We start from the raw sequence: 21748 nt of genomic DNA on the forward strand, positions 1-21748 counted from the left end.
GGCTTTCGATGGCCGTACCTCCACGTGCCGGCCCAGAGCTGGGCATCCCCGGTGGAACACTCTAGTCGCGGCGAGATGCGTCCCCCTCCGCGACATTCGCCTGCTCGCCGAGCCTAGGCCGCGGGCACCACCGACCGCAGCCCGGACAGACGCGAGGGTATTTCGCATTGGCGTCCAGACAGTTAGCGTGCAGACGTGGCCACCGACCGTGACAAACTTCGCGATCGCCTCGATCGGGCGACCGCCCACCTCGACCCGCCCTACGCCGTGGTCGATCTCTCCGCCTTCGACGCCAACGCCGCCGCCCTGGTCGACCGGGCCGCCGGCAAGCCGGTCCGGATCGCCAGCAAGTCGGTCCGGGTCCGCGAGCTGCTGACCCGGGCGCTGGCCCGGCCCGGCTGGCGGGGCGTGATGGCGTTCACCCTCCCCGAGGCGCTCTGGCTCGCCCGGAACGGCGTCAGCGACGACGTCCTGGTCGCCTACCCCACCGCCGACCGGAGGGCGCTCGCCGAACTGGCCGCCGACCCGGCGCTCGCCGACGCGGTCACCCTGATGGTCGACGACCCCGGGCAGCTCGACCTGGTCGACGAGGTCTGCCCGCCCGGGCGCCGGCCGGCGCTGCGGGTCTGCCTCGAACTGGACGCCTCCTGGCGACCGCTGGGCGGCCGGGTGCACGTGGGCGTGCGCCGGTCTCCCGTGCACAGCGCCGGGGCGGCCGGCACGCTCGCCGCCGCCGTCGCCGGCCGGCCGGGCTTCCGGCTGGTCGGCCTCATGTCGTACGAGGCGCAGATCGCCGGCCTCGGCGACGCCCCGCCCGGGCAGGCGCTGCTGGGCTCGGCCATCCGGGTCACCCAGCGCGGGTCGTACCGGGAACTGCTGGCCCGCCGGGCGGCCGCGGTCGCCGCGGTACGCGAGCACGCCGACCTGGAGTTCGTCAACGGCGGCGGCACCGGCAGCGTGGCCGCCACCAGCGCCGACCCCGCGGTCACCGAGGTCACCGCGGGCTCCGGCCTGTACGGGCCGACGCTCTTCGACGCGTACCGTGCCTGGCGGCCGACCCCGGCGGCGTTCTTCGCCTGCGCGGTGGTCCGGCGCCCGGGGCCGGGGCTGGCCACCGTGCTCGGCGGCGGCTGGATCGCCTCGGGCCCGGCCGCGGACAGCCGGCTGCCCCGGCCGTGGCTACCGGCCGGGCTGAAGCTGCTGGGCGCGGAGGGCGCGGGCGAGGTGCAGACCCCGCTGGCCGGCGACGTCGCGACCGCCCTGCGGATCGGCGACCGGGTCTGGTTCCGCCACGCGAAGGCCGGCGAGCTGTGCGAGCGCGTCAACGAGGTGCATCTGGTCGACGGCGACAGCGTGGTGGCCACCGTGCCGACCTACCGGGGCGAGGGCCACGCGTTCCTCTAGATGGTGACGGCGGGTCCCGGCGCACCTCGGGAACCCGCCGCTCGTCGTCCTGCCCCGGTCGCACCCCGGGCATCGCACCTTGTCGTCACCGCCGGCACCAGGGCGGTGACGTCCTGCTCAACCCTGCTGGACGGCATCCGTCCGGGCGTCGACCTGCCGGTGCAGGTACTCCCGGATGAGCGCCTTCGCCTCGACCAGCACCCGCTCGTCGCCGTCGGTGCGGCGGCGGAACGCGAGCTTGATCAGGGAGTCGGCCGCCTCCACCGCGACCTCCAGGTGGAACCGGAGGTCGGGCACGCCGGCCAGACCGAAACGCTCCGTGAGCACCCGGGCGAGCTGATCCGCGATCACCCCGTTGTTGTCCCGCTGCTCGTCGAGCAGGTGCAGGTCGACCACGTCGCCGAAGTGCAAGGTACGAAAGCCGGGCACCGTGCGGTGCATCGAGATGTACTCGTCGATGGCCGCGTCGACGCCGTCCCACCAGTGGGTCAGGTCGGCGGAGGAGAACCTCTCGTCGAGCCGCTGGAGATAGGACTCCATCGTGCGCAGCGTCAACGCCTGCACGATCGCCCGCTTGTCCGGAAAGAACTGGTAGACCGACCCGATCGCCACCTCGGCACGCTCGGCGAGCAGGGTCGTGGTCAAGCCCTCGTACCCCACCTCGTCGACGAGCTCGGCGCAGGCGTCCAGCATCCGCTGGACGCGCGCGACACTTCGACCCTGCACCGGTACCCGACGCAGCGGCCCGGTCGTGGCGGCTGGTGTGGACACTCGGCGCCACCCCCCTTCGACGGATGAACATATCTGCACGTCACGAGTCTGTGACTACCGGTACAACGAGCCGGGCTCGATTGCGGTATTTACCAGGTACAACGTTCCTGATATGAAGTCAGTTCATATTCACGTCGAGGAGCGTCCCATGGTCGGCACGCAAGCCGCCTGGTCCAACTGGGCCGGCAACCAGCGCAGCACCGCCGCCCTGACGGTGCGCCCCCGCACCGTCGAGGAGGTCGCCGAGGCGGTCCGCCACGCCGCCGACACCGGCCGGACGATCCGGGCGGTGGGCAGCGGACACTCCTTCACCGCGACCGCCGTCGCCGACGGACACCGGCTCGACCTCGCCGACCTGGACACCGGGGTCACCGTCGACCCCGCTCGCCGCCTGGTCACCGTACCGGCCGGAATGACCCTGCACACCCTCAACGACCTGCTCGCCGGTCACGGTCTCGCGCTGCCCAACCTCGGCGACATCGACGCGCAGACCATCGCGGGGGCGCTCTCCACCGGCACCCACGGCACCGGCGCGAAGCTCGGCTGCCTGTCCACCTTCGTCACCGCCCTGACCCTGGTCACGGGGACCGGCGAGGTGCTGCGCTGCTCCGCCGACGAGCACCGCGACGTGTTCGCCGCCGCCCGGGTCGGGCTCGGCGCCGTCGGGGTGCTCGTCGAGGTCACGCTGCGTTGCGTCGACGCCTTCGTGCTCCGCGCACACGAGCGGCCGGCGGCCCTCGCCGCGGTGCTCGACGACCTGCCCGGCCTCGTCGAGAAGCACGACCACGCCGAGTTCTACTGGTTCCCCTACACCGACCGGGTGCAGGTCAAGACCAACGACCGGGTACCCGCCGACGACCGGCCGCTGCCCCGCTGGCGCGGCTGGCTGGACGACGAGTTCCTCTCCAACACCGTCTTCGCCGGGGCCTGCCGCCTGGGCCGCGCCGTGCCGGCGCTCGCTCCCGGGATCAGCGCCGTCTCCGCCCGGGCGCTCACCGAACGCACCTACACCGGCCGCTCCGACCAGGTCTTCTGCACCCCGCGCCGGGTCCGCTTCGTGGAGATGGAGTACGCGCTCCCGCGCGCCGCCCTGCCCGCCGCGCTGGCGGAGCTGCGGCGGATCGTGGACCGGCTGCCGTTCAAGGTGCTGTTCCCGGTCGAGGTGCGGTTCACCGCCGCCGACGACATCTGGCTCTCCCACGGATACGGGCGGGACTCCGCGTACCTGGCCATCCACCAGTACGTCGGGATGCCGTACGAGCCGTACTTCCGGGCGTTCGAGGAGGTCGCCACCGACCTGGCCGGCCGCCCCCACTGGGGCAAACTCCACTGGCGAACCGCGGACTCCCTGGCAACGGCCTACCCGAAGTTCACCGACTTCCTGAAGGTCCGCAACCGCCTGGACCCCGACAACCGCTTCACAAACCCCTACCTGACGCAGGTGCTAGGAGCCTGACCCCCCGAGATCTTGGAAGAAAGTGGCCCCTATGAGGGCCCTTTGCTTCCAAGATCTCGGGGAGCGGTCAGCCGCGCCAGCCGGCGGCGTGGAGGGCGGCGCGGAGTTGGGTCATGACCGTTTCGGGGTGTGTGCGTAGGGCCCAGGAGGGGAAGCGGAGGACGCGGTCGCCCTCCGCCCAGAGGTCGTTCTGCCGGCGCATGTCCGCCCAGGCGTGGGCCGGGTCGAGATGCTGACCACCGTCGACCTCGACGTGCACCCGCCACTCCTCGAAGTACGCGTCCAGGTAGCGCCGCCGGCCAGCCGCATCCCGCCGGACCTTCTGCCGGGTCGGTTCCGGCAGCCCGGCCCGGCGGATCAGGCTCAGCAGATCCAGCTCGCCCAACGAGTGGGCGCCACCGGCGACGTCCGTCGCGGTGGTCAGGATCAGCCGGCGCCGGCGGAGGCGCGGCATCCGGTCGACGACCTCCTGCAGGTCGTCGCCGCCCACCAACCGCTGCTGGAACGCCGCTGCGACGACGGCCCGGGCCTGCGCGTCGTTGAGCGCCCACTGAGCCGCGTCGACGATCGACCGGGCGGCCGCCGTCCGGGGCGGCTGTCCCAGCGGGACCACGTCCCGGTCCGGTAGGTGACTGGTCCGGTGCGCCCGGACACCCGTGGGCAGCGGGGCACGACGAACGGCCGCCGGGAGCAGCAGGTGCACGACCCGGTCGGGGAACCCGCGCAGGCCGCCGGCCTGAGCGGCGGTGAGCCCGCCGAGCAACGCGGTGGGACCGGCCGCCAGCACGGCGATCCACCGCAGCTGGGCCGCAGCGATCGGACCGCTGTGTGCGACCAGCACCGCACGGTGCACCTGGCGCCAGCGACCGGTCGCCACCCGGTGCCGGATCGCCTTGCGGGTCAGGTGCTCCTGCGCCTGCACAAGAGAGATCACATCCTCCTGACGGAAGAGCAACCAGGTCAGCTCGTCCGCGTCATCCCCCGGCACCGCCCGCCGCAACGCCGCCCAGGAAGCTCCCACCGCACCGACCTTGCCCGAGCGCGCCCCTGTCCGCCGCCCCCTGTGGACAAAGAAAAGATCTTGGAAGGAACCGGCCCCCATAAGGGCCCTTTCCTTCCAAGATCTCGAAGAACCGACTTACTCCGGTGAGGTGGTGGCCTTCTTCGGGGTGGCCTTCTTCGCTGGGGCCTTTTTCGCGGTCGTTTTGGCTGTTGTGGTCTTCTTGGCCGTGGTGGACTTGGCGGCCGCCGTCTTCTTGGCCGCGGTCGTCTTCTTGGCCGGGGCGGCCTTCTTCGCCGCCTTCTTCTTCGGCGCCGGACCCTTCGCCCGCTTCTCGGCGAGCATCTCGGAGGCCTCCTCGAGGGTCAGCGCCTCCGGGGTCTGCCCGCGCCGCAGCGACGCGTTGGTCTCCCCGTCCGTGACGTACGGGCCGAACCGGCCGTCCTTGATGACCAGCGGCTTCTCGGTGGCCGGGTCGTTGCCCATCTCCCGCAGTGGCGGCGCGGCGGCCCGGCGCTGGCGCGCCTTCGGGGCGGCCAGCAGGGCGAGCGCCTCGTCCAGCGTGACGGTGAACATCTTGTCTTCCGAGTCCAGCGAGCGGAACTCGTCACCGCGCTTGACGTACGGGCCGTAGCGGCCGTTGTTGGCGACGACCTCGTTGCCCTCGGGGTCGGTGCCGATCACCCGGGGCAGGCTGAGCAGCTGCAACGCCTGGTCGAAGGTGAGGCTGTCCGGCGACTGCGAGCGCAGCAGCGAGGACTTCCGCTCGCCGCTGGCCACGTACGGGCCGAACCGGCCGGACTTGAGCAGGATCGGCTCGCCGGTGGCCGGGTCGTCGCCGAGCTTGCGCTCGCCCCCGCCGCCCAGGAACAGCTCGTGCACCTTCTCCGGGGTCAGCTCGTCGGGTGCCAGCCCCTCGGGGATCGGCGCCCGGTCGCCCTGGCCGCCGCCCTCCTCGCCCTCCGCGGCGGGTGCGGGCTGCTCGCCCGGCAGCGCCCGCTGGAGGTACGGCCCGTAGCGGCCGACCCGGACGACGACCTCGCGCCCGTCCTCGTCGGTGAAGAGCGGGATCGAGTTGACGCTGCGCGCGTCGATGTCGCTGAGGTTCTCGGTGACCAGCTTCTTCAGGCCGCCCGCGTGGGCGATGGCCTGGTCGCCGGTGCCGTTGGCGCTGCCGAAGTAGAAGGAGGTGAGGAAGTCGACCGCCGCGTGGTCACCGCCGGCGATCTCGTCCAGCTCGTTCTCCATGGTGGCCGTGAAGTCGTAGTCGATGAGGCGCGGGTAGTGCCGCTCCAGCAGCCCGATCACCGCGAACGCCAGGAACGACGGGATCATGGCCTGGCCGCGCTTGGCGACGTACCCGCGGTCCTGGATGGTCTGCATGATCGACGCGTACGTCGACGGGCGGCCGATGCCCAGCTCCTCCAGGGCCTTGACCAGCGACGCCTCGGTGTAGCGGGCGGGCGGCTGGGTGTGGTGGCCCTGGGCGGCCAGCTCGTCGGCGGTCAGCGGCTGGTCCTTGGTCAGGGTGGGCAGCCGCCGCTCGGCGTCCTCGGCCTCGGCGTTCTCGTCGTCGCTCGACTCGACGTAGGCGCGGAGGAAGCCGGGGTCGGTGATCGTCTTGCCGGTCGCGCCGAAGTCGGCCTCCTCGCCGGCCGAGGAGAGCGCCCGGATGCGCACCGAGACGCTGGAGCCGACCGCGTCGGTCATCTGCGAGGCGATGGTGCGCCGCCAGATCAGCTCGTAGAGCTTGAACTCGTCGGCGGACAGCTCCTTGGCCACCTCGCCCGGGGTGCGGAAGTTGTCCCCCGCCGGGCGGATGGCCTCGTGCGCCTCCTGCGCGTTCTTCACCTTGCCGGTGTAGCGGCGGGGCTCCGGCGGCACGCTGCGCTCGCCGTACAGCTCGACGATCTGCCGGCGGGCCGCCGCGATGGCGGTCTCCGACAGGTTCACCGAGTCGGTACGCATGTAGGTGATGTAGCCGTTCTCGTACAGCCGCTGCGCGGTGCGCATCGTCTGCTGGGACGACAGCCGCAGCTTGCGGGCCGCCTCCTGCTGGAGGGTGGAGGTGATGAACGGCGCGTACGGGCGGCGGCGGTAGGGCTTCTCCTCGACCCGGGTGACCGTGAACGGCCGCCCTTCGAGGCGCGCGGCCAGCCCCCGGGCGCCGCCCTCGTCGAGGTGCACCACCCCGGCCCCGGGCTTGACCCGGCCCGTGGTCGGCTCGAAGTCCTTGCCGGTGGCGATGCGGTCGCCGCCCAGCGCGATGAGGGTGGCGTTGAAGGTGCGCGGGCCATCGCCGGGGTTGGCCACGGCGAGGGTGGCCAGGATGTCCCAGTACTCGGCGGTGCGGAAGGCCATCCGCTGCCGCTCCCGCTCGACCACGATCCGGGTCGCCACGGACTGCACCCGGCCGGCGGAGAGGCCGCTGCGGACCTTGCGCCAGAGCACCGGGGAGACCTCGTAGCCGTAGAGGCGGTCGAGGATGCGCCGGGCCTCCTGGGCGTCGACCAGGTCCCGGTCGATCTCCCGCGGGTTGGCCACGGCGGCCTGGATGGCCGGCTTGGTGATCTCGTGGAAGACCATCCGCTTGACCGGCACCTTGGGCTTGAGCGTCTCCACCAGGTGCCAGGCGATGGCCTCGCCCTCGCGGTCCTCGTCAGTGGCGAGGAAGATCTCGTCCACCTCCTTGGCCAGCGACTTCAGCTTGGTGATCTGCTTCTTCCGGTCGGCCGAGACCACGTAGAGCGCGGCGAAGCCGTTGTCCACGTCCACGCCGAGCCGGGCCCAGGGCTTGTCCTCGTAGGCGGCCGGGATCTCGGCGGCGTTGCGGGGTAGGTCCCGGACGTGGCCGAAGCTGGCCTCCACGACGTACCCCGGGCCGAGATAGCCCGAGATCGTCTTGGCCTTCGCCGGTGACTCGACGATGACCAGACGGGTGGTTCCAGCGTTGCTCGGCACGTCTCTCCCCGACCTCACTCCTACGCAATGCCCGCTTCGGGCCATGTCGCACCCTGCCGGACCACCGGCGGTCCGGATGTCCAACGTAACGCGCCGTCCGCGTTCCGGGTTTCGTGGGCGGCAAATGATCAGGTTTCGTCGGCCATCGGTCGCCGCCCTGTCGGACGGCGCCACCGTACACCGTGGGTAGGGCGCCCAGCGGGTCACTGTGACGATCACGCAGCCGTGGCGGAGGGGACACCAGTCGTTTTCCTGGGCAAACCGCCGCACGGTGTGTCCGGGATCGGACAGCCGGCGGGGTTGCGCCGGAGGGTCAATCGTGCGCCCCCGGCCACTCGGCCGCCGGCACGGCCCGCGGCCGGTCCCCGACCAGCTCCGCGAGCCGGGCCACCCGGCGCCGGCCGGCGATCCGGTACGCCGGCCCGCCCGCCTCCGCCTCCACGAACGCGGCCGGGAGCCCCACCGCGGCGAGCGCGGCGCGCACCGGCGGCCAGCACTCCTCGTCGGCCGGGCCGAGCCGGAGCCGGAACCCGGCCGGGTCGGCCGCCCCGGCCGCGGCGAGCCAGAGCCGCAGCCGCCGCCCGTTGAGGTGGAACTTCGCCGGGGGCCGCTTCACCGCCCCTCGCAGCCAGGCCAGGGCGAGCGGGGCCAGCGTGGTGGCGTACGCGGTGCGCACCAGGTGCCGGCCGTCCCCGGTCGGCTCCCAGCTCGCCGCGATCCCCCGGGCACCCAGCTCGGCCACCAGCACGTGCACCCGCCAGGCGGCGTCCACCACCACGGCGACCCGGGCCGTCCCGCCCATCCGCACCACCTCCCCGGGCCCCGCGAGCAGGCCGGCGAGGTCGGACAGCGACGGGTCGGCCGCCTCGGTCGAGAACAGCGAGGGCTGGCGGGCCGGGTTCTGGGAGGGAGGGGTCAGCGACACTCCGGGACCTCGTCGAAGGCCTCTTTGAGCTCGGGTGAGTTGAGCTTGCTGGTGTCCAGCGCGCTCGCGTCGTACTCCTTGTTGAGCGTGTCCACGGCGGCCCGCACCCCGTCGTAGAAGGGGCCCGCCTGGGCGGTGTCCAGCCGGTCGATGGTGTCCCGGGCCCGCCCGTACGCGTCCCGCACCTTGCTGAGCGAGGCGCGGAACCCGGCGGAGATCTCGTCGCCGTGGTCGGTCTCCGGCACGCCCGCCTCCTCGACCTTGCGCCGGGCGGTCTCGCTGGCCTGCTCGGCCCCGGCGAAGAGCCGGACCAGGTTCTCCTTGGCCTGCGCCGGGGTGGTCTGCGCGGTCATCTGCTGCTGGGTGCTGCTGGTCAGCTTGTTGATCTCGGCGCGCCACGGGCTGAGCGCCTGGCAGACCGACGCGGCCCAGGCCTGCGGGCTGGGGCCGCCGCAGCCGGCGACCACGAGGACCAGCGTGGCCAGGACCACCGTGAGCTTTCCGGCGGTTGCCGCCCGGCGCGTACGCATGCGAAGCAGCGTACGACCTCCCGGTGGAAGTGCCACCGGTCAGGTTTCGTGCACGGGACCGTCGGAGCGCACGGTTCCCGGCCGGCCGGGGCCGACCGGGAACCGCCGCGTCGCCCGGGTCAGGCGTTGACCGTCTCCACACGCTGGTCCGGCGTACCGGCACCGCTGTCGGAGTCGCCCATCGCGATGCCCTTGCGCTTGCTGAACACCACGGCCGCCACGATGATCAGCGCGGCCACCACGGCGATCGCGATGCGCAGCGCGGGGTTCTTGTCGTCGCCCACGCTCCAGGCCACCACGGCCGGGGCGATCAGCAGCGAGACCAGGTTCATCACCTTGATCAGCGGGTTGATCGCCGGGCCGGCGGTGTCCTTGAACGGGTCGCCGACCGTGTCGCCGATGACGGTCGCGGCGTGCGCCTCGGAGCCCTTGCCGCCGTACGCGCCGTCCTCGACCAGCTTCTTGGCGTTGTCCCAGGCGCCACCGGAGTTGGCCAGGAAGACCGCCATCAGGGTGCCCGCGCCGATCGCACCGGCCAGGTACGAGGCCAGCGCGCCGGGGCCGAGGCCGAAGCCGACGGCGATCGGGGCCAGGATGGCCAGCAGGCCGGGGGTCATCAGCTCGCGCTGCGCGTCCCGGGTGCAGATGTCGACGACCTTGCCGTACTCGGGGCGCTGGGTGCGGTCCATGATGCCGGGCAGCTCGCGGAACTGCCGGCGGACCTCCATCACCACGGCGCCGGCCGAGCGGGACACCGCGTTGATGGCCAGGCCGGAGAAGAGGAAGACCACCGCCGCGCCGATGATGAGGCCCACCAGGTTGCGCGGGTTGGCCACGTTCAGCGAGTTGAGGATCTCGGTGCCCACGTCGCCCACGCCCGCGTCCTCGTACGAGGAGCGCAGCGTGTCGGTGTACGAGCCGAACAGCGCGGTCGCCGCCAGCACCGCGGTGGCGATCGCGATGCCCTTGGTGATCGCCTTGGTGGTGTTGCCGACGGCGTCCAGCTCGGTGAGCGTCCGCGCGCCGTGCTCGTCGATGTCGCCGGACATCTCGGCCACGCCCTGGGCGTTGTCGGAGATCGGGCCGAACGTGTCCATGGCGACGATGACGCCGACGGTGGTGAGCAGGCCGGTGCCGGCCAGCGCCACGGCGAACAGCGACAGGGTGATGGAGCTGCCGCCCAGCAGGAAGGCGCCGAAGACGCCCGCGCCGATCAGCAGCGCCGAGTAGACCGCCGACTCCAGGCCGACGCTGATGCCGGCCAGGATGACGGTGGCCGGGCCGGTCTGGGAGCTCTTGCCGATGTCCTGCACCGGGCGCCGGTTGGTCTCGGTGAAGTAGCCGGTGAGCGCCTGGATCGCGGCGGCCAGCACGATGCCGATGACCACCGCGCCGATGGCCACCAGGCGCGGGTTGCGGTCGACGTCGGTCAGCCCGCCCTCCAGCTCGCCGAAGGTCGCCGGCAGGTAGGCGAACGCCGCGATCGCCACCAGCACCGCGGAGATCACCGCGGACAGGTAGAAGGCCCGGTTGATGGCGGTCAGGCCGTTGCGGTCGCTGGTGCGCAGCCGGGTGATGAAGACGCCGACGATCGCGACCAGCACGCCGATGGTGGAGATGATCAGCGGGAAGACCAGGCCGTCCTCGCCGAACGCGGCGCGGCCCAGGATCAGTGCCGCGACCAGGGTGACCGCGTACGACTCGAAGAGGTCGGCGGCCATGCCGGCGCAGTCGCCGACGTTGTCGCCCACGTTGTCGGCGATGGTGGCGGCGTTGCGCGGGTCGTCCTCCGGGATGCCCTGCTCGACCTTGCCGACCAGGTCGGCGCCGACGTCGGCGGCCTTCGTGAAGATGCCGCCTCCGACCCGCATGAACATGGCGAGCAGCGCGGCGCCGAAGCCGAAGCCCTCCAGCACGGTCGGGGCGTCACCCTTGAACAGGATGACGACCAGCGCCGCACCGAAGAGGCCGAGACCGACGGTGAGGAAGCCGACCACGCCACCGGTCCGGAAGGCGATCTTCATGGCGCCCTCGCGCCCGCCTTCCCGCTCCCGGGCGGCCGCGGCGACCCGCAGGTTGGCGCGGGTGGCCAGCCACATGCCGGCGCCCCCGATGAACGCGCTGAACAGCGCGCCCACCACGAAGAAGGCCGACCGGCCGATCTTCACGAGGGTCTCGTTGCCGTCGGTGTCGTGCACCGGCAGCAGGAAGAGCAGCACGACGGCGATCACGACGAAGATCGCCAGGGTGCGGAACTGCCGCAGCAGGTACGCGGACGCGCCCTCCTGCACCGCCCCGGAGATCTCCTGCATGTTCGTGGTTCCCGTACCGGCCGCCAGGACCGCCCTGGTGAGGGCGGCCGCGAAGACGAGCGCCACCAGCGCGATGACCGCGGCGATGACGACGTACGTCACGTTGGCTCCGGTAAGGGACAGTGCGCCGCCGTCGGCGGCCAAGGTCCCGGACATCTATGTCCTCCTGTACCGAACAACTCGCGCCGGCCAGTGGAGACGCACGGACCGACGCCTGGATGCGGACTCGCAAGCGCGCGCCAACCCACCCTGGCGGACCAGCGATGAACACCCATTCCCGCTGGCTGCGGGACGGATCACTTGCTGACAACCCGCGTACTGTAGCCCTCCGACGTGTTGAGGGTCACAGGGAGGGGGCACCCTGTCTTGATGATCTTCATAACTGTGCTATGCGAAGAAATCTGATATAAGGCGCGGGCAGCACGACGAGGCCGCGCTCCCCGAGGGGAACGCGGCCTGCGGCAGGACAGGGTCAGGCGCGGCCGACCGGCCACACCATCCGGACCTCGGTGCCGACGCCCTCGTCGACCGGGCGGACCTGGAGGTCCTCGACGAAACCGGCGAGCAGGGCGAAGCCCACCCCGGTGGTCAGCGCGTCCTCGCTGAGCGACTCCTTGGCCAGTTCGTCCGGGGGCAGCGCGGCGAGACCGACGCTCGCCTCGATCGGGGCGCGGTCCACCACCCGCACCGTGTACGCCCCGCTGTCGGACATCTCGACGTACACCGGGTCGGGCAGCCCGTACTGCCGGTGCAGGGCGACCGCCCGGGTGCACGCCTCGCCGATGGCCAGCCGCACCTCGTCGAGCAGGTCCTCGCGCACCCCGGCCCGGCGGGCCACGGCGACACCGACCAGGCGTGCGGTGCGGACGTGCACCGGCGCCGGGGAGAAGGAGAGCTTGACGGTCGCCATCACGCGCCGGCGCCGGTCGGGTCGGCGTTGATCGCCGCGTCGACCGTGGGGTGCAACGGGAAGACCTGGTCCAGTGCGGTGATCCGGAAGATCTTGAGCAGCGGCTCCTTGTCGCAGACCAGCGCGAAGGAACCGCCGGCCGAGCGGAGCCGCTTGAGGGCGCCGACCAGCACGCCGAGGCCGGTCGAGTCCAGGAAGTCCACCCGGCCCAGGTCCACGACCACCCGCCGGGCACCACCGTCGATCAGCTCCAGGAGCCGTTCCCGCAGGCGCGGCGCGGTGTAGACGTCCACCTCACCGCCGACCTCGAGCACCGTGTGCTCCCCCACGGTGCGGGTCGCCAGCGACAGCTCCATCGGCCCCTCCTCGGTAAGCTCTCCTGGGCATCTAACCATCCCGCCGGGTGGGCCCCTCCGGGTCACCGGCGAAGGCTTCCCCTTACCCCCGCCCCCCGGTTTCCAATTCCGAACACCAGTGCGAGAGTGCAGGACGTGACGTCAGCGGCCACCGTAGCGGCGGGCAGCGGCCCCGGCCGCACGCCGGGCGAGCTGCTGCGCCGGCTGCGCCTGCGGCACGCCGCCGACCCGGTCACCCACGTCGAGCGGGTGCCGGCCCGGGCCGGCGAGCCGGCGCCGTGGCCGGACTGGGCCCCCGAAGAACTGCGGGCGGCGTTCGCCCGGCGCGGCGTGGTCGCCCCGTGGCGGCACCAGGCCGAGGCCGCCGAGCTGGCGTACGCGGGAAAGCACGTGGTGGTGGCCACCGGGACGGCGTCCGGCAAGTCGCTGGCGTACCAGCTGCCGGCACTGGGCACCCTGCTCGCCGACCCGCGCGCCACGGTGCTCTACCTGGCCCCGACCAAGGCGCTCGCCGCCGACCAGCTCCGCGCCGTCGCCGGCCTGGAACTGGAGGGGGTACGCCCCGCCACCTACGACGGGGACACCCCGCGCACCGAGCGGGAGTGGATCCGGCGGCACTCCCGGTTCGTGCTGACCAACCCCGACATGCTGCACCACGGCATCCTGCCCGGGCACGCGCACTGGTCCGGGTTCCTGCGCCGGCTCGCGTACGTGGTGGTCGACGAGTGCCACACCTACCGGGGCGTGTTCGGCTCGCACGTGGCGCACGTGCTGCGGCGGTTGCGCCGGCAGTGCGCGCGCTACGGGCGTACCCCCGTGTTCGTGCTGGCCTCGGCCACGTCGGGCGACCCGGCGACGGCGGCCGGGCGGCTCACCGGCCTGCCCGTCGCGGCCGTCACCGAGGACGCCTCGCCGCGCGGCGGGGTGACCTTCGCGCTGTGGGAGCCGCCGCTGCTGCCCCCTCCCTCCTCGGACGAGGAGCTCGCCGACCTGGTGTCGGTCCGCCGGTCGGCGCTGCGGGAGACGGCCGACCTCCTCGCCGACAGCGTCATCGAGGGGGTACGCACGCTCGCCTTCGTCCGGTCCCGGCGCGGCGCCGAGGTGGTCGCCGCGAACGCCCGGCGGGCCCTCGACGAGGCGGTGCCCGGGCTGGGCGACCGGGTGGCCGCCTACCGGGCCGGCTACCTGCGCGAGGAGCGCCGCGAGTTGGAACGCGCGCTGCTGCACGGCGACCTGCTGGGGCTCGCCTCCACCAACGCGCTGGAACTCGGCGTCGACCTGGTGGGGCTGGACGCCGTGCTGATCTGCGGCTGGCCGGGCACCCGGGCCTCGCTCTGGCAGCAGGCCGGCCGGGCCGGCCGCTCCGGCGACGAGGCCCTCGCGGTGCTGGTGGCCCGGGACGACCCGCTCGACACCTATCTGGTGCACCACCCCGAGGCGCTGTTCGGGCGGCCCGTCGAGGCCACCGTGCTCGACCCGGCCAACCCGTACGTGCTCGCGCCGCAGCTCGCCTGCGCCGCGCACGAGGCCCCGCTCACCCCGGCCGACCTGGAACTCTTCGGCGAGGGCGCGAAGGAGGCGGTCGACTCGCTGGTCGAGGCGGGCGCGCTGCGGCAGCGCCCCACCGGCTGGTACTGGCGGCACCGGGAACGCCCCGAGGTCGACCTGCGCGGCGAGGGCGGGGCGCCGGTCTGCGTGGTGGAGGAGTCCACCGGGCGGCTGCTCGGCACCGTCGACGGCGGCTCCTCGCACTTCCTGCTCCACACCGGCGCGGTCTACCTGCACCAGGGCGTCTCGTACGTGGTCGACTCCCTCGACCTCGCCGACGGGTGCGCGCTGGTGCACGCCGAGGAGCCGGACTGGTCCACCCACGCCCGGGACGTCACCTCGCTGTCCGTGGTGTCCGTCCGGTCGTACGTGGACGCCGGGCCGGTCGGGCTCTTCCTCGGCGAGGTGGACGTGACCAGCCAGGTGGTGTCGTACCAGCGGCGACGCATCGCCACCGGCGAGGTGATCGACACCCGGCCGCTGGACCTGCCTGCACGCGAACTGCGCACCGTCGCGGTCTGGTTCACCCTCTCGCCGGAGTCGCTGGCTCTCGCCGGCGTGGAGGCCGCCGACATCCCGGGGGCGCTGCACGCCGCCGAGCACGCCGCGATCGGCCTGCTGCCGCTGATGGCGACCTGCGACCGGTGGGACATCGGCGGGCTCTCCACCGCCCTGCACCCGGACACCGAGGCGCCCACCGTCTTCGTCTACGACGGACACCCGGGCGGGGCCGGCTTCGCCGAGCGGGCGTACGGGACGGCCGCCGCCTGGCTGCGCGCCACCCGGGACGCGATCGCCGAGTGCGGCTGCGAGTCGGGGTGCCCGTCCTGCGTCCAGTCCCCGAAGTGCGGCAACGGGAACAACCCGCTCTCCAAGCCGGACGCCGTCAAGGTCCTGGACGTGGTCCTCGCCAACCTCGCCGCGGTGGAGGCCGGGCGCGGGGAGGCCGAAGCCGAGCGCGGGGCGGTGTTGCCGCGGCAGGAAGGGCGGGCCGCGGACTGACCTCCTGGCTGGTGGGACGCGCGCATGAGTGGGGCGGCGGCGGGGCATTGACGTATGGGAGCGCTTCCATGTCCTGGTGGAGGCCCCGAGATTCTTCGCGCCGGGAGGTACAGCCGTGGCCGACACGATCGCCGAGACCGTCGACCTGCTCTACACGATCGACCAGGAGAACCTCACCCCCGACCAGCAGATCGCGCTGGGCGCCGCGCTGGCCAACCTGGCCCAGGCGGAGCGCCTGGAGCAGATCAACGAGCGCCTGCGCGGCATCCACCAGGTGCTCAACGCCTGGGCCATGAAGGCGACCGTCGACGGCGGCCGCTGACCGCCGGCCCGGGGGTGGACGGCGGTCGATCGGATCACCGGCCGGAACGCGCCGGCCGCGGGCGGGCGGGGACGCCTGAGCTGTGCGAGACTCCGGCGTTCACCACTTCAAGGAGATCAGATGCAGCTCGACAGCTTGCAGGCCCAGCAGCGGTTCATCGTCCGCCAGCGGATCCGGATGATGGTCAACCAGTACGAGGTCCACTCCGCGGCGCCGGACGGTTCCGAGGGTGGGCTGCTCGCGTTCGCGCAGCAGAAGCGGCTCGCGTTCAAGGAGCAGGTGACCATCTACACCGACGACTCCAAGCAGTACCCCCTGCTCGGCTTCAAGGCCCGGCAGCGCCTCGACCTGGGCGCCACGTACGACGTGACCGACCACGCCGGCACCCCGATCGGCCTGTTCCGCAAGGACTTCGCCCAGTCGCTGCTGCGCTCCACCTGGCACGTCGAGCAGGCCGGCCTGCCGCAGATCACCGGGCAGGAGCGCAGCCTGCCGGTGGCCCTGCTGCGCCGCTTCGTCGACTCGCTCTCCTGGCTGCCCTACCACTTCGACTTCGTGGCCGACGGCCAGCCGGTGTTCTCGGTCGACAAGAAGTGGGGCCTGCGCGACCGGTACGTCGTCGACATCCACCACCCGCAGATCGACCGGCGACTCGTGATCGCCATGGCGGTCGGCCTGGACGCCCTCCAGTCCCGCTGACGGCCGCGGCTCACCGACCACGCGGCGCGACTCCCGCGGTGTCGGGGCGGTACGGCCTCCGCCCCGACACCACCGTCGGTACGCCGTGCCTGCGTCGGGTCGACGCTCCTCAGCCCCGGGACGGCCCGGCACGGGAGGTCACCCTCGCCGAGCGGACGAGCCAGGGCAGCGGAGCGACCCTGACCTCCGCCGTCGCGACGACGTCGAGACCGTCGAGCCGGCAGGCCGTCAGCCGACCGCCGTTCGCCGCGGCCAGGTCGGCGGCCCGTCCACACGCCTCGCCGGTGCCCTCGATCGCCCGGCCGGCGCCACCGAGAGCCGCGAAATCGGCGGCGTTGCGGGCCTGGTGACGCGCGCACCGGGCCGCGCCGAGGCCGGCGCCGAAGAGCCCGACCAACACGAACACCATCCCCACCGCGAGCAGGCACACGGTCGCCCCGCCCCGCTCGGTGTCCCGACGGCCGCGAAGCGCCTGCTGCGATCGCTGCCGGACCCGCAGCCTCCGGTCTCCCCACCCGTTCCGCCCCCGGTGTCCCCACCCGTCGGCCGCCCGACGGGCCGGGCGGGCGCGGCAGCGCCGGGTCACGGCAGCGGTCCCGGGGAGCCGGGCTCGACAGCGGCCACGGCGGTGCCCGACACGGTGAGCCGCGGCAGCCGGGCACCGAAGCTCCGAACCGGTGCCCGCACGGTCACGGTGACCCGGTCGCCGGCCACGGTCACCGAGATGTCGGCGCCGGCCGGGGCGTACCGGGAGCCGGCGGTCGACCCGGGTTCGCCCCGGGCGGCGGCGAGTGCCGCCTCCCGCGCGGCGTCCAGGCAACCGGCCCGCGTGGTCACGGCGTCGACCGCGGTGAGGCCGGCGAAGAGGAGAAGCATCAGCGCCGGCAGGCCGGCCGCCAACTCGGCCGTGAACGAGCCCCGCTCCCGCGCTCCCCACGGTCGCTGCCCGGCAGTCCGTCCCGACTGCCCGGTCCTGGCCCCGGTCCCGGTCCCGGTCGCAGGGCCAGAGCTAGAGCCGAGGCCGGGCCTGGGGCCAAGGCCCGAGCCCGAGCCAGGGCCAGGGCCAGGGCCAGGGCCAGAGCTAAGGCCAAGGCCACGGCCACTGGGCGGTGAGCCTGGGTCCGGGCCGGGTTGGCGGCCGGCCCACCGGCGACCGGTCACTTCAAGGCCCGGTCGATGACGGCGGTGAGCGCGGACTGCACGTTGCCGGAGGTCAGCACCTTCAGCAGGATCCCCGCGAAGGCGACGGCCGCGAGCGTTCCCACGGCGTACTCGGCCGTGTTCATCCCGGCGTCGCCGCGCAGGCGGGTGAGGAGTTTGCGCATGTCGTACTCCCTTTCTCGGGGATTCAGAGCACGTCGCCGAGGACGGCGACGATCACCGGCACCAGACCGGCGAGAATGAAGGCGGGCAGAAAGCAGAGCCCGAGCGGCAACACGATGAGCACCCCGGCCCGGCGGGCGGCGGCCTCGGCCGCGGTCGAGCGGTCGGACCGCAGGTCGTCGGCGAGCCGTGTGAGCGCGCCGGCCAGCGCCGCGCCGCTGCTCGACGAGCGGATCGCGCCGGTCACCAGGCGCTCCGCCCCAGGCACGGGTCCCAGGTGCTCCCACGCCTCCGCCGCCGTGCCACCGAGTTCCAGCGTCCGTCCCACCCGGCCGAGCCGGTCGGCGAGCGGTCCACCGAGCGCGTCGGCGACCGCCAGCACCGAGCGGTCCACGGGTGCGCCGGCCCGGAGCGCGGCGGCCAGCAGGTCGGCGGCGAGGGGCAGGTCGGCGGCCTCCCGAAGCCGGCGGTCGCGGACGGCCCGGGGCTCGATCCGCCGCAGCAGGCGGTCGGCGGCCGTCCCGGCCATCGCCCCGACGAGCACGCCCGCCCAGCCACCCACCACGACCAGCGCGGCCACCCCCGCCAGGCCGGCTCCGAGCCGGACCCGGTCCGGCCACCAGGCCGGGCGGCTCCGCTCCGCCGGCCGGTCAGGGATGAGGAGGCGCAGTCGCCGCGCCGGACGGACGGCGGGCCCGGACACGACCAGGAGCAAGGCCGCCCCGCCCAGGCAGGCGGCGGCCACCACCGGCCGCGACATCAGGCGGCCCGCCCGGGCGCCGCGCCGAGCCGCTCCGCCCAGAGCAGCCCGCCGAGCTGCAGGGCGACGGCCGCGACGGCACTGCCGCCACCGACCGGGGTGTGCAGGAGCACGGCCACCGGGTCGACGCCGATGGCGTACCCGAGCCCGATCCCGCCGAGCGGCAGCCCGGCGAGCAGCCAGGCGGTCGCCCGGGCGCCGGCCGCCTGCGCGGCGGCCGCGGCCAGGCCCCGGTCCGCCGCCCGGGCGTCGGCCTCGACCCGTTCGAGCAGCTCGGCCAGGGGCGCCCCGGTGCGGTCGGCCAGCCGGACGGCGGCTCGCGCCAACCGGGCGACGCGTCGCGGACCGTCGCCGATCGCAGCGCCGGCCGGCAGCCCGGCCCGCAGGTCGGCGGCGAGCGCGCCGAGCTGGTCCAGGTCGTGGCGGTGGGCCCGGTCGGCCGCCCGGCGGACCCGCCGGCGCAGCAGCGCCCGCGCCGCGAGCGTGCCGTAGGCAGCCAGCACCACCGCGGCCACCGGGCCGCCGAGCAGCGCTCCGGCCCCGGCGCCGACCACTGCCGCCGCCAGCAGGGCGGGCCGCCCGGACCACGGCGAACGACCGACCACGCCGGACGGCGCCGATTCGGACGACGGCGAGACGGCACCCGATCGCCGGTAGCGGAATGCCGCGGCCATCCGGAACCGGGGCGCCCGATCCAGGACGACGAGAGCGGCGGCCAGCCCGGATCGGGGTGCGCTGCGCCGAGGGTGCGCCACTCGCACTGATTCTCTGGTGCGGACGGAGTCGGTGGGGATGAGCCCGGCGGCCGGGCGGGTCGGGTCACGCCGCCCCGGTGGCCGCCCGGCAGGGGGACGGTCGGTGGGACGTCCGGGCGGGTGGGGCACGCGGGGGTGCGGCGTTCGCACCACCGGCCCGGGCCCCGCCCCCGACCGGACGCAGGTCGGCCCGAGCCCCGCGCCCGGGCGGTCGGAGTTCGGCCCGTGCCCCGCGCCCGGGCGGATGCAGGTCGGTCGGGTGTCGCCAGGACCGGGGTGGTTCCCCAGGTCGAGGACCGCGTGCCGCCGGGCCCGGCCGCCGCGCAGCGGCCAGGCGACCGCCACGGCGGCGCCGGTCAGGAGCACGGCCACCAGCCACACCGGGCCGGTCACGACGGGCCCGCCGAGCCGGGCCACGCCGCGCAGAGGATCGGTGGCACCGTCACTCCGCGCCCGCGCAGCAGGGCGCCGAGAGGTCGGGCCGCGAGCCCGAGCCCGCGGCCGCGTAGCCAGGCCGGAACCACGGTGACCACCCGGTCCGGCCCCTCGGGCAGGAGCAGGCTGACCGATTCCAGCACCCGGCCCTCGGTGGTCCGCCGGACCTGCAGGAGAACCTGGAGTGCGGCGGCGACCTGGGCGTGCAGGGCGGCCCGGGGCAGACCACCGAGCATCCCGAGCGCCTCCAGCCGGGCCGGTACGTCCGTCGCGGCGTTGGCGTGCAGCGTCCCGGCCCCGCCGTCGTGGCCGGTGTTCAACGCGGCGAGCAGGTCGACCACCTCGGCGCCCCGGCACTCGCCCACCACCAGCCGGTCCGGCCGCATCCGCAGCGCCTGCCGGACCAGGACGCTCAGCCCGACCGCCCCGGCGCCCTCCACGTTGGACGTACGCGCCTGGAGGCCGATCACGTGCGGGTGCACGGGCCGCAGCTCGGCCGCGTCCTCCACGAGCACGATGCGCTCGGTCCCCGGCACCAGCCCGAGCAGCGTGTTGAGCAGGGTGGTCTTGCCGGAGCCGGTCCCGCCCGTGACCAGGTACGCCAACCGGGCGGCCACCACGGCGGCGAGCAGCGGGGCGACCGGCCGGGGCACGGTGCCCTGCCGGACCAGTTCGTCGAGGGTGAACGGCCGCTGCCGGAAGGTGCGCAGCGACAGGTAGGGCCCGTCGGTCGCCACCGGTGGCAGCACGGCGTGCAGGCGGGTGCCGTCGGGCAGCCGGGCGTCGGCGTACGGGGAGGCGTCGTCGAGCCGGCGTCCGGCGGCCGCGGTGAGGCGCTGAGCCAGCCGGCGGACGTCGTCGACCGTGCCCAGCGGCACGGCCACCTGGTGCAGGCCCCGTCCCCGGTCGACCCAGACCCGGGTGCCGTTCACGAGCACGTCGGTGACCTGCGGATCGGCCAGCAGGGGCGCGAGCGGGCCGGCGCCGACGAGGTCGTCGTGGACCCGGTCGGCGATCCGCAGCAGGGCGGTGTCCCCGAGCACGGCGGCGTCCGGCTCGGCGCGTACGGCGGAGACGATGGCCGCGGGCGTGACCGGGGTGGCCTCGGCGGCGAACCGGTGCCGGACGCGGACGGCCAGTTCCCCGGCATCGGCCGGCCCGGTCACGCCGCACCCGCCGCGGGCGCGTCGGCCATGCCGTCGAGGAGCCGCTGGCAGAGCACGGCGAGTGGACCCTTCCCGGTGGCGGCCGGCGCCTCGCCGCGTTCCAGCCCTCGGCAGAGCCCCGGCTCGGGCCGGAGCGTGCCGGCCAGCGGCAGCCCGAGCGCCCGGGCCACCTCGCTCGCCCGGAGCCGGCCGGGAGCGGGACCGCGCACCACCACCGCCAGGTCGGCGCAGTGCGGGGCGGCCACGGCGACGACCCGGGCCGCGGCGGCGGTGGCCCGCAGCTCGGCCGGCACGACGATCAGTGCCCGGTCGGCCGCCTGGAGGGCGACCACGGCCGCGTCGTCCAGGTGGCGGGGCAGGTCGAGGACGACCACGTCGCGGCCGCGGCGGGCGGCGTCGACGGTGGCGGCCATCGCCTCGGCCGGTAGGTGCCGCAGCGCGCCCCGGTCCCAGGAGAGGACGACGAGGTCGCCTCGGCTGGGCAGGGCGCGGACCAGCGACGGCGGGTCCACCCGGCCGTCTGTGCCGGTGAGCCCGGGCCAGCGCAGCCCTTCGAGCTGCTCCCAGCCGAGCACGAGGTCGAGGCCGCCGCCGAGCGGGTCGGCGTCCACCAGCAGGGTGCGCAGCCGGGCTCGGGCCGCCGTGACGGCGAGGCCCCCGGCCAGCACGCTGGCGCCGGCGCCGCCCCGCCCGCCGAGCACCGCCACGACGCGGGCCGGGCCGCCGCCGGGCAGCTCGCCGGCACACTCGGCGAACCGGTCGACGAGCCATGGCTCGGCCGCGGGCAGGGTGGCGACGTGCTCGGCGCCGATCAGCTCGGCGACCTCCGTACCTGGATCGAGTTGGCCGGAGCGACCGACCAGCACCGTCCGGGGCCGGCGCGGCAGGCGGGCCCGCAGGCAGGCCTGCGCCTGGTCGGCGCCGACCAGCACGAGCGGCGCGGGCGTCCAGCGGGCGCGGGCGGCGGCGGGATCGGCGGCCAGCTCGACCTCGGTGCCGCCCGCCGCGGCCAGCCGCAGCAGTTCGTCGAGGAGGTCGCCGTCGGCGGTGATGAGCAGGGGCAGCCGGCGGTACGGCGGCAGCGGGGTACGGGGCGGCATGGCGGCCTCCAGC

At 74.4% G+C, this 21748-nt stretch carries 19 protein-coding genes and 1 pseudogene; 5 read left to right on the top strand and 15 right to left on the bottom strand.

The annotated features are described in order from the left end of the window. The first annotated feature begins 195 nt into the window (after window positions 1-195). Window positions 196-1404: an amino acid deaminase/aldolase gene (locus IEY96_RS03175; RefSeq protein WP_189193270.1), complete on the top strand. Its 1209-nt coding sequence runs from the start codon at window positions 196-198 to the stop codon at window positions 1402-1404. Between the two features lie 117 nt (window positions 1405-1521). On the opposite strand, the gene IEY96_RS03180 is transcribed toward IEY96_RS03175, so the two are convergent. After that, the gene (locus IEY96_RS03180) at window positions 1522-2097 is read right to left on the bottom strand and encodes a TetR/AcrR family transcriptional regulator (protein WP_189193599.1); all 576 of its coding nucleotides are present in this window, start codon (window positions 2095-2097) and stop codon (window positions 1522-1524) included. A 226-nt stretch (window positions 2098-2323) separates the two neighbouring features. Here IEY96_RS03180 and IEY96_RS03185 point away from each other — a divergent pair, with 226 nt between their 5' ends. Continuing rightward, window positions 2324-3631 carry a D-arabinono-1,4-lactone oxidase gene (locus IEY96_RS03185; protein ID WP_189193271.1) on the top strand — a complete coding sequence of 436 codons (1308 nt, stop codon included), beginning with the start codon at window positions 2324-2326 and terminating at the stop codon, window positions 3629-3631. Between the two features lie 67 nt (window positions 3632-3698). On the opposite strand, the gene IEY96_RS03190 is transcribed toward IEY96_RS03185, so the two are convergent. From IEY96_RS03190 to IEY96_RS03220, 7 genes are all read right to left on the bottom strand, one after another. Then, window positions 3699-4652 carry an endonuclease domain-containing protein gene (locus IEY96_RS03190; protein WP_229791356.1) on the bottom strand — a complete coding sequence of 318 codons (954 nt, stop codon included), beginning with the start codon at window positions 4650-4652 and terminating at the stop codon, window positions 3699-3701. Between the two features lie 117 nt (window positions 4653-4769). Next, window positions 4770-7592: a type I DNA topoisomerase gene (topA, locus tag IEY96_RS03195; protein WP_189193272.1), complete on the bottom strand. Its 2823-nt coding sequence runs from the start codon at window positions 7590-7592 to the stop codon at window positions 4770-4772. A gap of 313 nt (window positions 7593-7905) precedes the next feature. Continuing rightward, entirely contained in the window at window positions 7906-8517 is a 612-nt protein-coding gene (locus IEY96_RS03200; protein ID WP_189193273.1) for a hypothetical protein, read from the bottom strand. After that, window positions 8508-9047 (bottom strand): hypothetical protein, encoded by a 540-nt coding sequence (locus IEY96_RS03205; protein ID WP_107077995.1) that lies wholly within the window; start codon window positions 9045-9047, stop codon window positions 8508-8510. The genes IEY96_RS03200 and IEY96_RS03205 overlap by 10 nt, the downstream gene beginning before the upstream one ends. Before the next feature lie 119 nt (window positions 9048-9166). Further along, on the bottom strand, window positions 9167-11515 hold the full coding sequence (locus IEY96_RS03210; RefSeq protein WP_189193274.1) for a sodium-translocating pyrophosphatase: 2349 nt from the start codon (window positions 11513-11515) through the stop codon (window positions 9167-9169). A gap of 316 nt (window positions 11516-11831) precedes the next feature. After that, window positions 11832-12269: an ATP-binding protein gene (locus IEY96_RS03215; protein WP_189193275.1), complete on the bottom strand. Its 438-nt coding sequence runs from the start codon at window positions 12267-12269 to the stop codon at window positions 11832-11834. Next, window positions 12269-12625, bottom strand: a complete 357-nt coding sequence (locus tag IEY96_RS03220; RefSeq protein WP_151462042.1) for an STAS domain-containing protein — start codon at window positions 12623-12625, stop codon at window positions 12269-12271. The genes IEY96_RS03215 and IEY96_RS03220 overlap by 1 nt, the downstream gene beginning before the upstream one ends. 135 nt (window positions 12626-12760) lie before the next feature. On the opposite strand from IEY96_RS03220, the gene sftH reads away from it, so the two are divergent. From sftH to IEY96_RS03235, 3 genes are all read left to right on the top strand, one after another. Beyond that, window positions 12761-15175, top strand: a complete 2415-nt coding sequence (sftH, locus tag IEY96_RS03225) for a DEAD/DEAH box helicase (RefSeq protein ID WP_189193276.1) — start codon at window positions 12761-12763, stop codon at window positions 15173-15175. A gap of 115 nt (window positions 15176-15290) precedes the next feature. Next, the gene (locus IEY96_RS03230; RefSeq protein ID WP_189193277.1) at window positions 15291-15497 is read left to right on the top strand and encodes a hypothetical protein; all 207 of its coding nucleotides are present in this window, start codon (window positions 15291-15293) and stop codon (window positions 15495-15497) included. Between the two features lie 120 nt (window positions 15498-15617). Then, window positions 15618-16196: an LURP-one-related family protein gene (locus IEY96_RS03235; protein WP_189193278.1), complete on the top strand. Its 579-nt coding sequence runs from the start codon at window positions 15618-15620 to the stop codon at window positions 16194-16196. A 109-nt stretch (window positions 16197-16305) separates the two neighbouring features. Here IEY96_RS03235 and IEY96_RS32480 read toward each other — a convergent pair whose 3' ends face one another. The 7 genes and pseudogenes from IEY96_RS32480 to ssd all read right to left on the bottom strand — a co-directional run bounded on the left by IEY96_RS32480 (window position 16306) and on the right by ssd (window position 21735). Then, the gene (locus IEY96_RS32480) at window positions 16306-16605 is read right to left on the bottom strand and encodes an Rv3654c family TadE-like protein (protein ID WP_229791357.1); all 300 of its coding nucleotides are present in this window, start codon (window positions 16603-16605) and stop codon (window positions 16306-16308) included. Window positions 16606-16778: 173 nt separating this feature from the next. Beyond that, the gene (locus tag IEY96_RS03245; RefSeq protein WP_189193280.1) at window positions 16779-17096 is read right to left on the bottom strand and encodes a TadE family type IV pilus minor pilin; all 318 of its coding nucleotides are present in this window, start codon (window positions 17094-17096) and stop codon (window positions 16779-16781) included. A gap of 257 nt (window positions 17097-17353) precedes the next feature. After that, entirely contained in the window at window positions 17354-17521 is a 168-nt protein-coding gene (locus IEY96_RS03250) for a DUF4244 domain-containing protein (protein WP_013283643.1), read from the bottom strand. 23 nt (window positions 17522-17544) lie between these two features. Continuing rightward, window positions 17545-18279: a type II secretion system F family protein gene (locus IEY96_RS03255; RefSeq protein WP_189193281.1), complete on the bottom strand. Its 735-nt coding sequence runs from the start codon at window positions 18277-18279 to the stop codon at window positions 17545-17547. Continuing rightward, a pseudogene (locus IEY96_RS33470) lies at window positions 18279-18857 on the bottom strand (hypothetical protein); the annotation flags it as partial. The gene IEY96_RS03255 and the pseudogene IEY96_RS33470, both read right to left, overlap by 1 nt. A 566-nt stretch (window positions 18858-19423) precedes the next feature. Next, a complete protein-coding gene (locus tag IEY96_RS03265; RefSeq protein WP_189193282.1) occupies window positions 19424-20635 on the bottom strand; it encodes a TadA family conjugal transfer-associated ATPase in 1212 nt (403 codons plus the stop codon). After that, on the bottom strand, window positions 20632-21735 hold the full coding sequence (gene ssd / locus IEY96_RS03270) for a septum site-determining protein Ssd (protein WP_189193283.1): 1104 nt from the start codon (window positions 21733-21735) through the stop codon (window positions 20632-20634). Before ssd ends, IEY96_RS03265 begins: the two co-directional genes overlap by 4 nt. Between the last annotated feature and the right edge of the window lie 13 nt (window positions 21736-21748).

It is taken from the genome of Micromonospora fulviviridis, from assembly GCF_014648395.1.
Classification (GTDB): domain Bacteria; phylum Actinomycetota; class Actinomycetes; order Mycobacteriales; family Micromonosporaceae; genus Micromonospora; species Micromonospora fulviviridis.

Excerpts from the sequence above, each read along its gene's own strand:
- IEY96_RS03220 (WP_151462042.1), bottom strand. The coding sequence starts at position 12,625 with ATGGAGCTGTCGCTGGCGACCCGCACCGTGGGGGAGCACACGGTGCTC.
- IEY96_RS03185 (WP_189193271.1), top strand. The coding sequence starts at position 2,324 with ATGGTCGGCACGCAAGCCGCCTGGTCCAACTGGGCCGGCAACCAGCGC.
- IEY96_RS03210 (WP_189193274.1), bottom strand. The coding sequence starts at position 11,515 with ATGTCCGGGACCTTGGCCGCCGACGGCGGCGCACTGTCCCTTACCGGA.
- IEY96_RS03250 (WP_013283643.1), bottom strand. The coding sequence starts at position 17,521 with ATGCGCAAACTCCTCACCCGCCTGCGCGGCGACGCCGGGATGAACACG.
- IEY96_RS03180 (WP_189193599.1), bottom strand. The coding sequence starts at position 2,097 with ATGCTGGACGCCTGCGCCGAGCTCGTCGACGAGGTGGGGTACGAGGGC.
- IEY96_RS32480 (WP_229791357.1), bottom strand. The coding sequence starts at position 16,605 with ATGGTGTTCGTGTTGGTCGGGCTCTTCGGCGCCGGCCTCGGCGCGGCC.
- ssd (WP_189193283.1), bottom strand. The coding sequence starts at position 21,735 with ATGCCGCCCCGTACCCCGCTGCCGCCGTACCGCCGGCTGCCCCTGCTC.
- IEY96_RS03215 (WP_189193275.1), bottom strand. The coding sequence starts at position 12,269 with ATGGCGACCGTCAAGCTCTCCTTCTCCCCGGCGCCGGTGCACGTCCGC.
- IEY96_RS03255 (WP_189193281.1), bottom strand. The coding sequence starts at position 18,279 with ATGTCGCGGCCGGTGGTGGCCGCCGCCTGCCTGGGCGGGGCGGCCTTG.
- IEY96_RS03205 (WP_107077995.1), bottom strand. The coding sequence starts at position 9,047 with ATGCGTACGCGCCGGGCGGCAACCGCCGGAAAGCTCACGGTGGTCCTG.
- IEY96_RS03235 (WP_189193278.1), top strand. The coding sequence starts at position 15,618 with ATGCAGCTCGACAGCTTGCAGGCCCAGCAGCGGTTCATCGTCCGCCAG.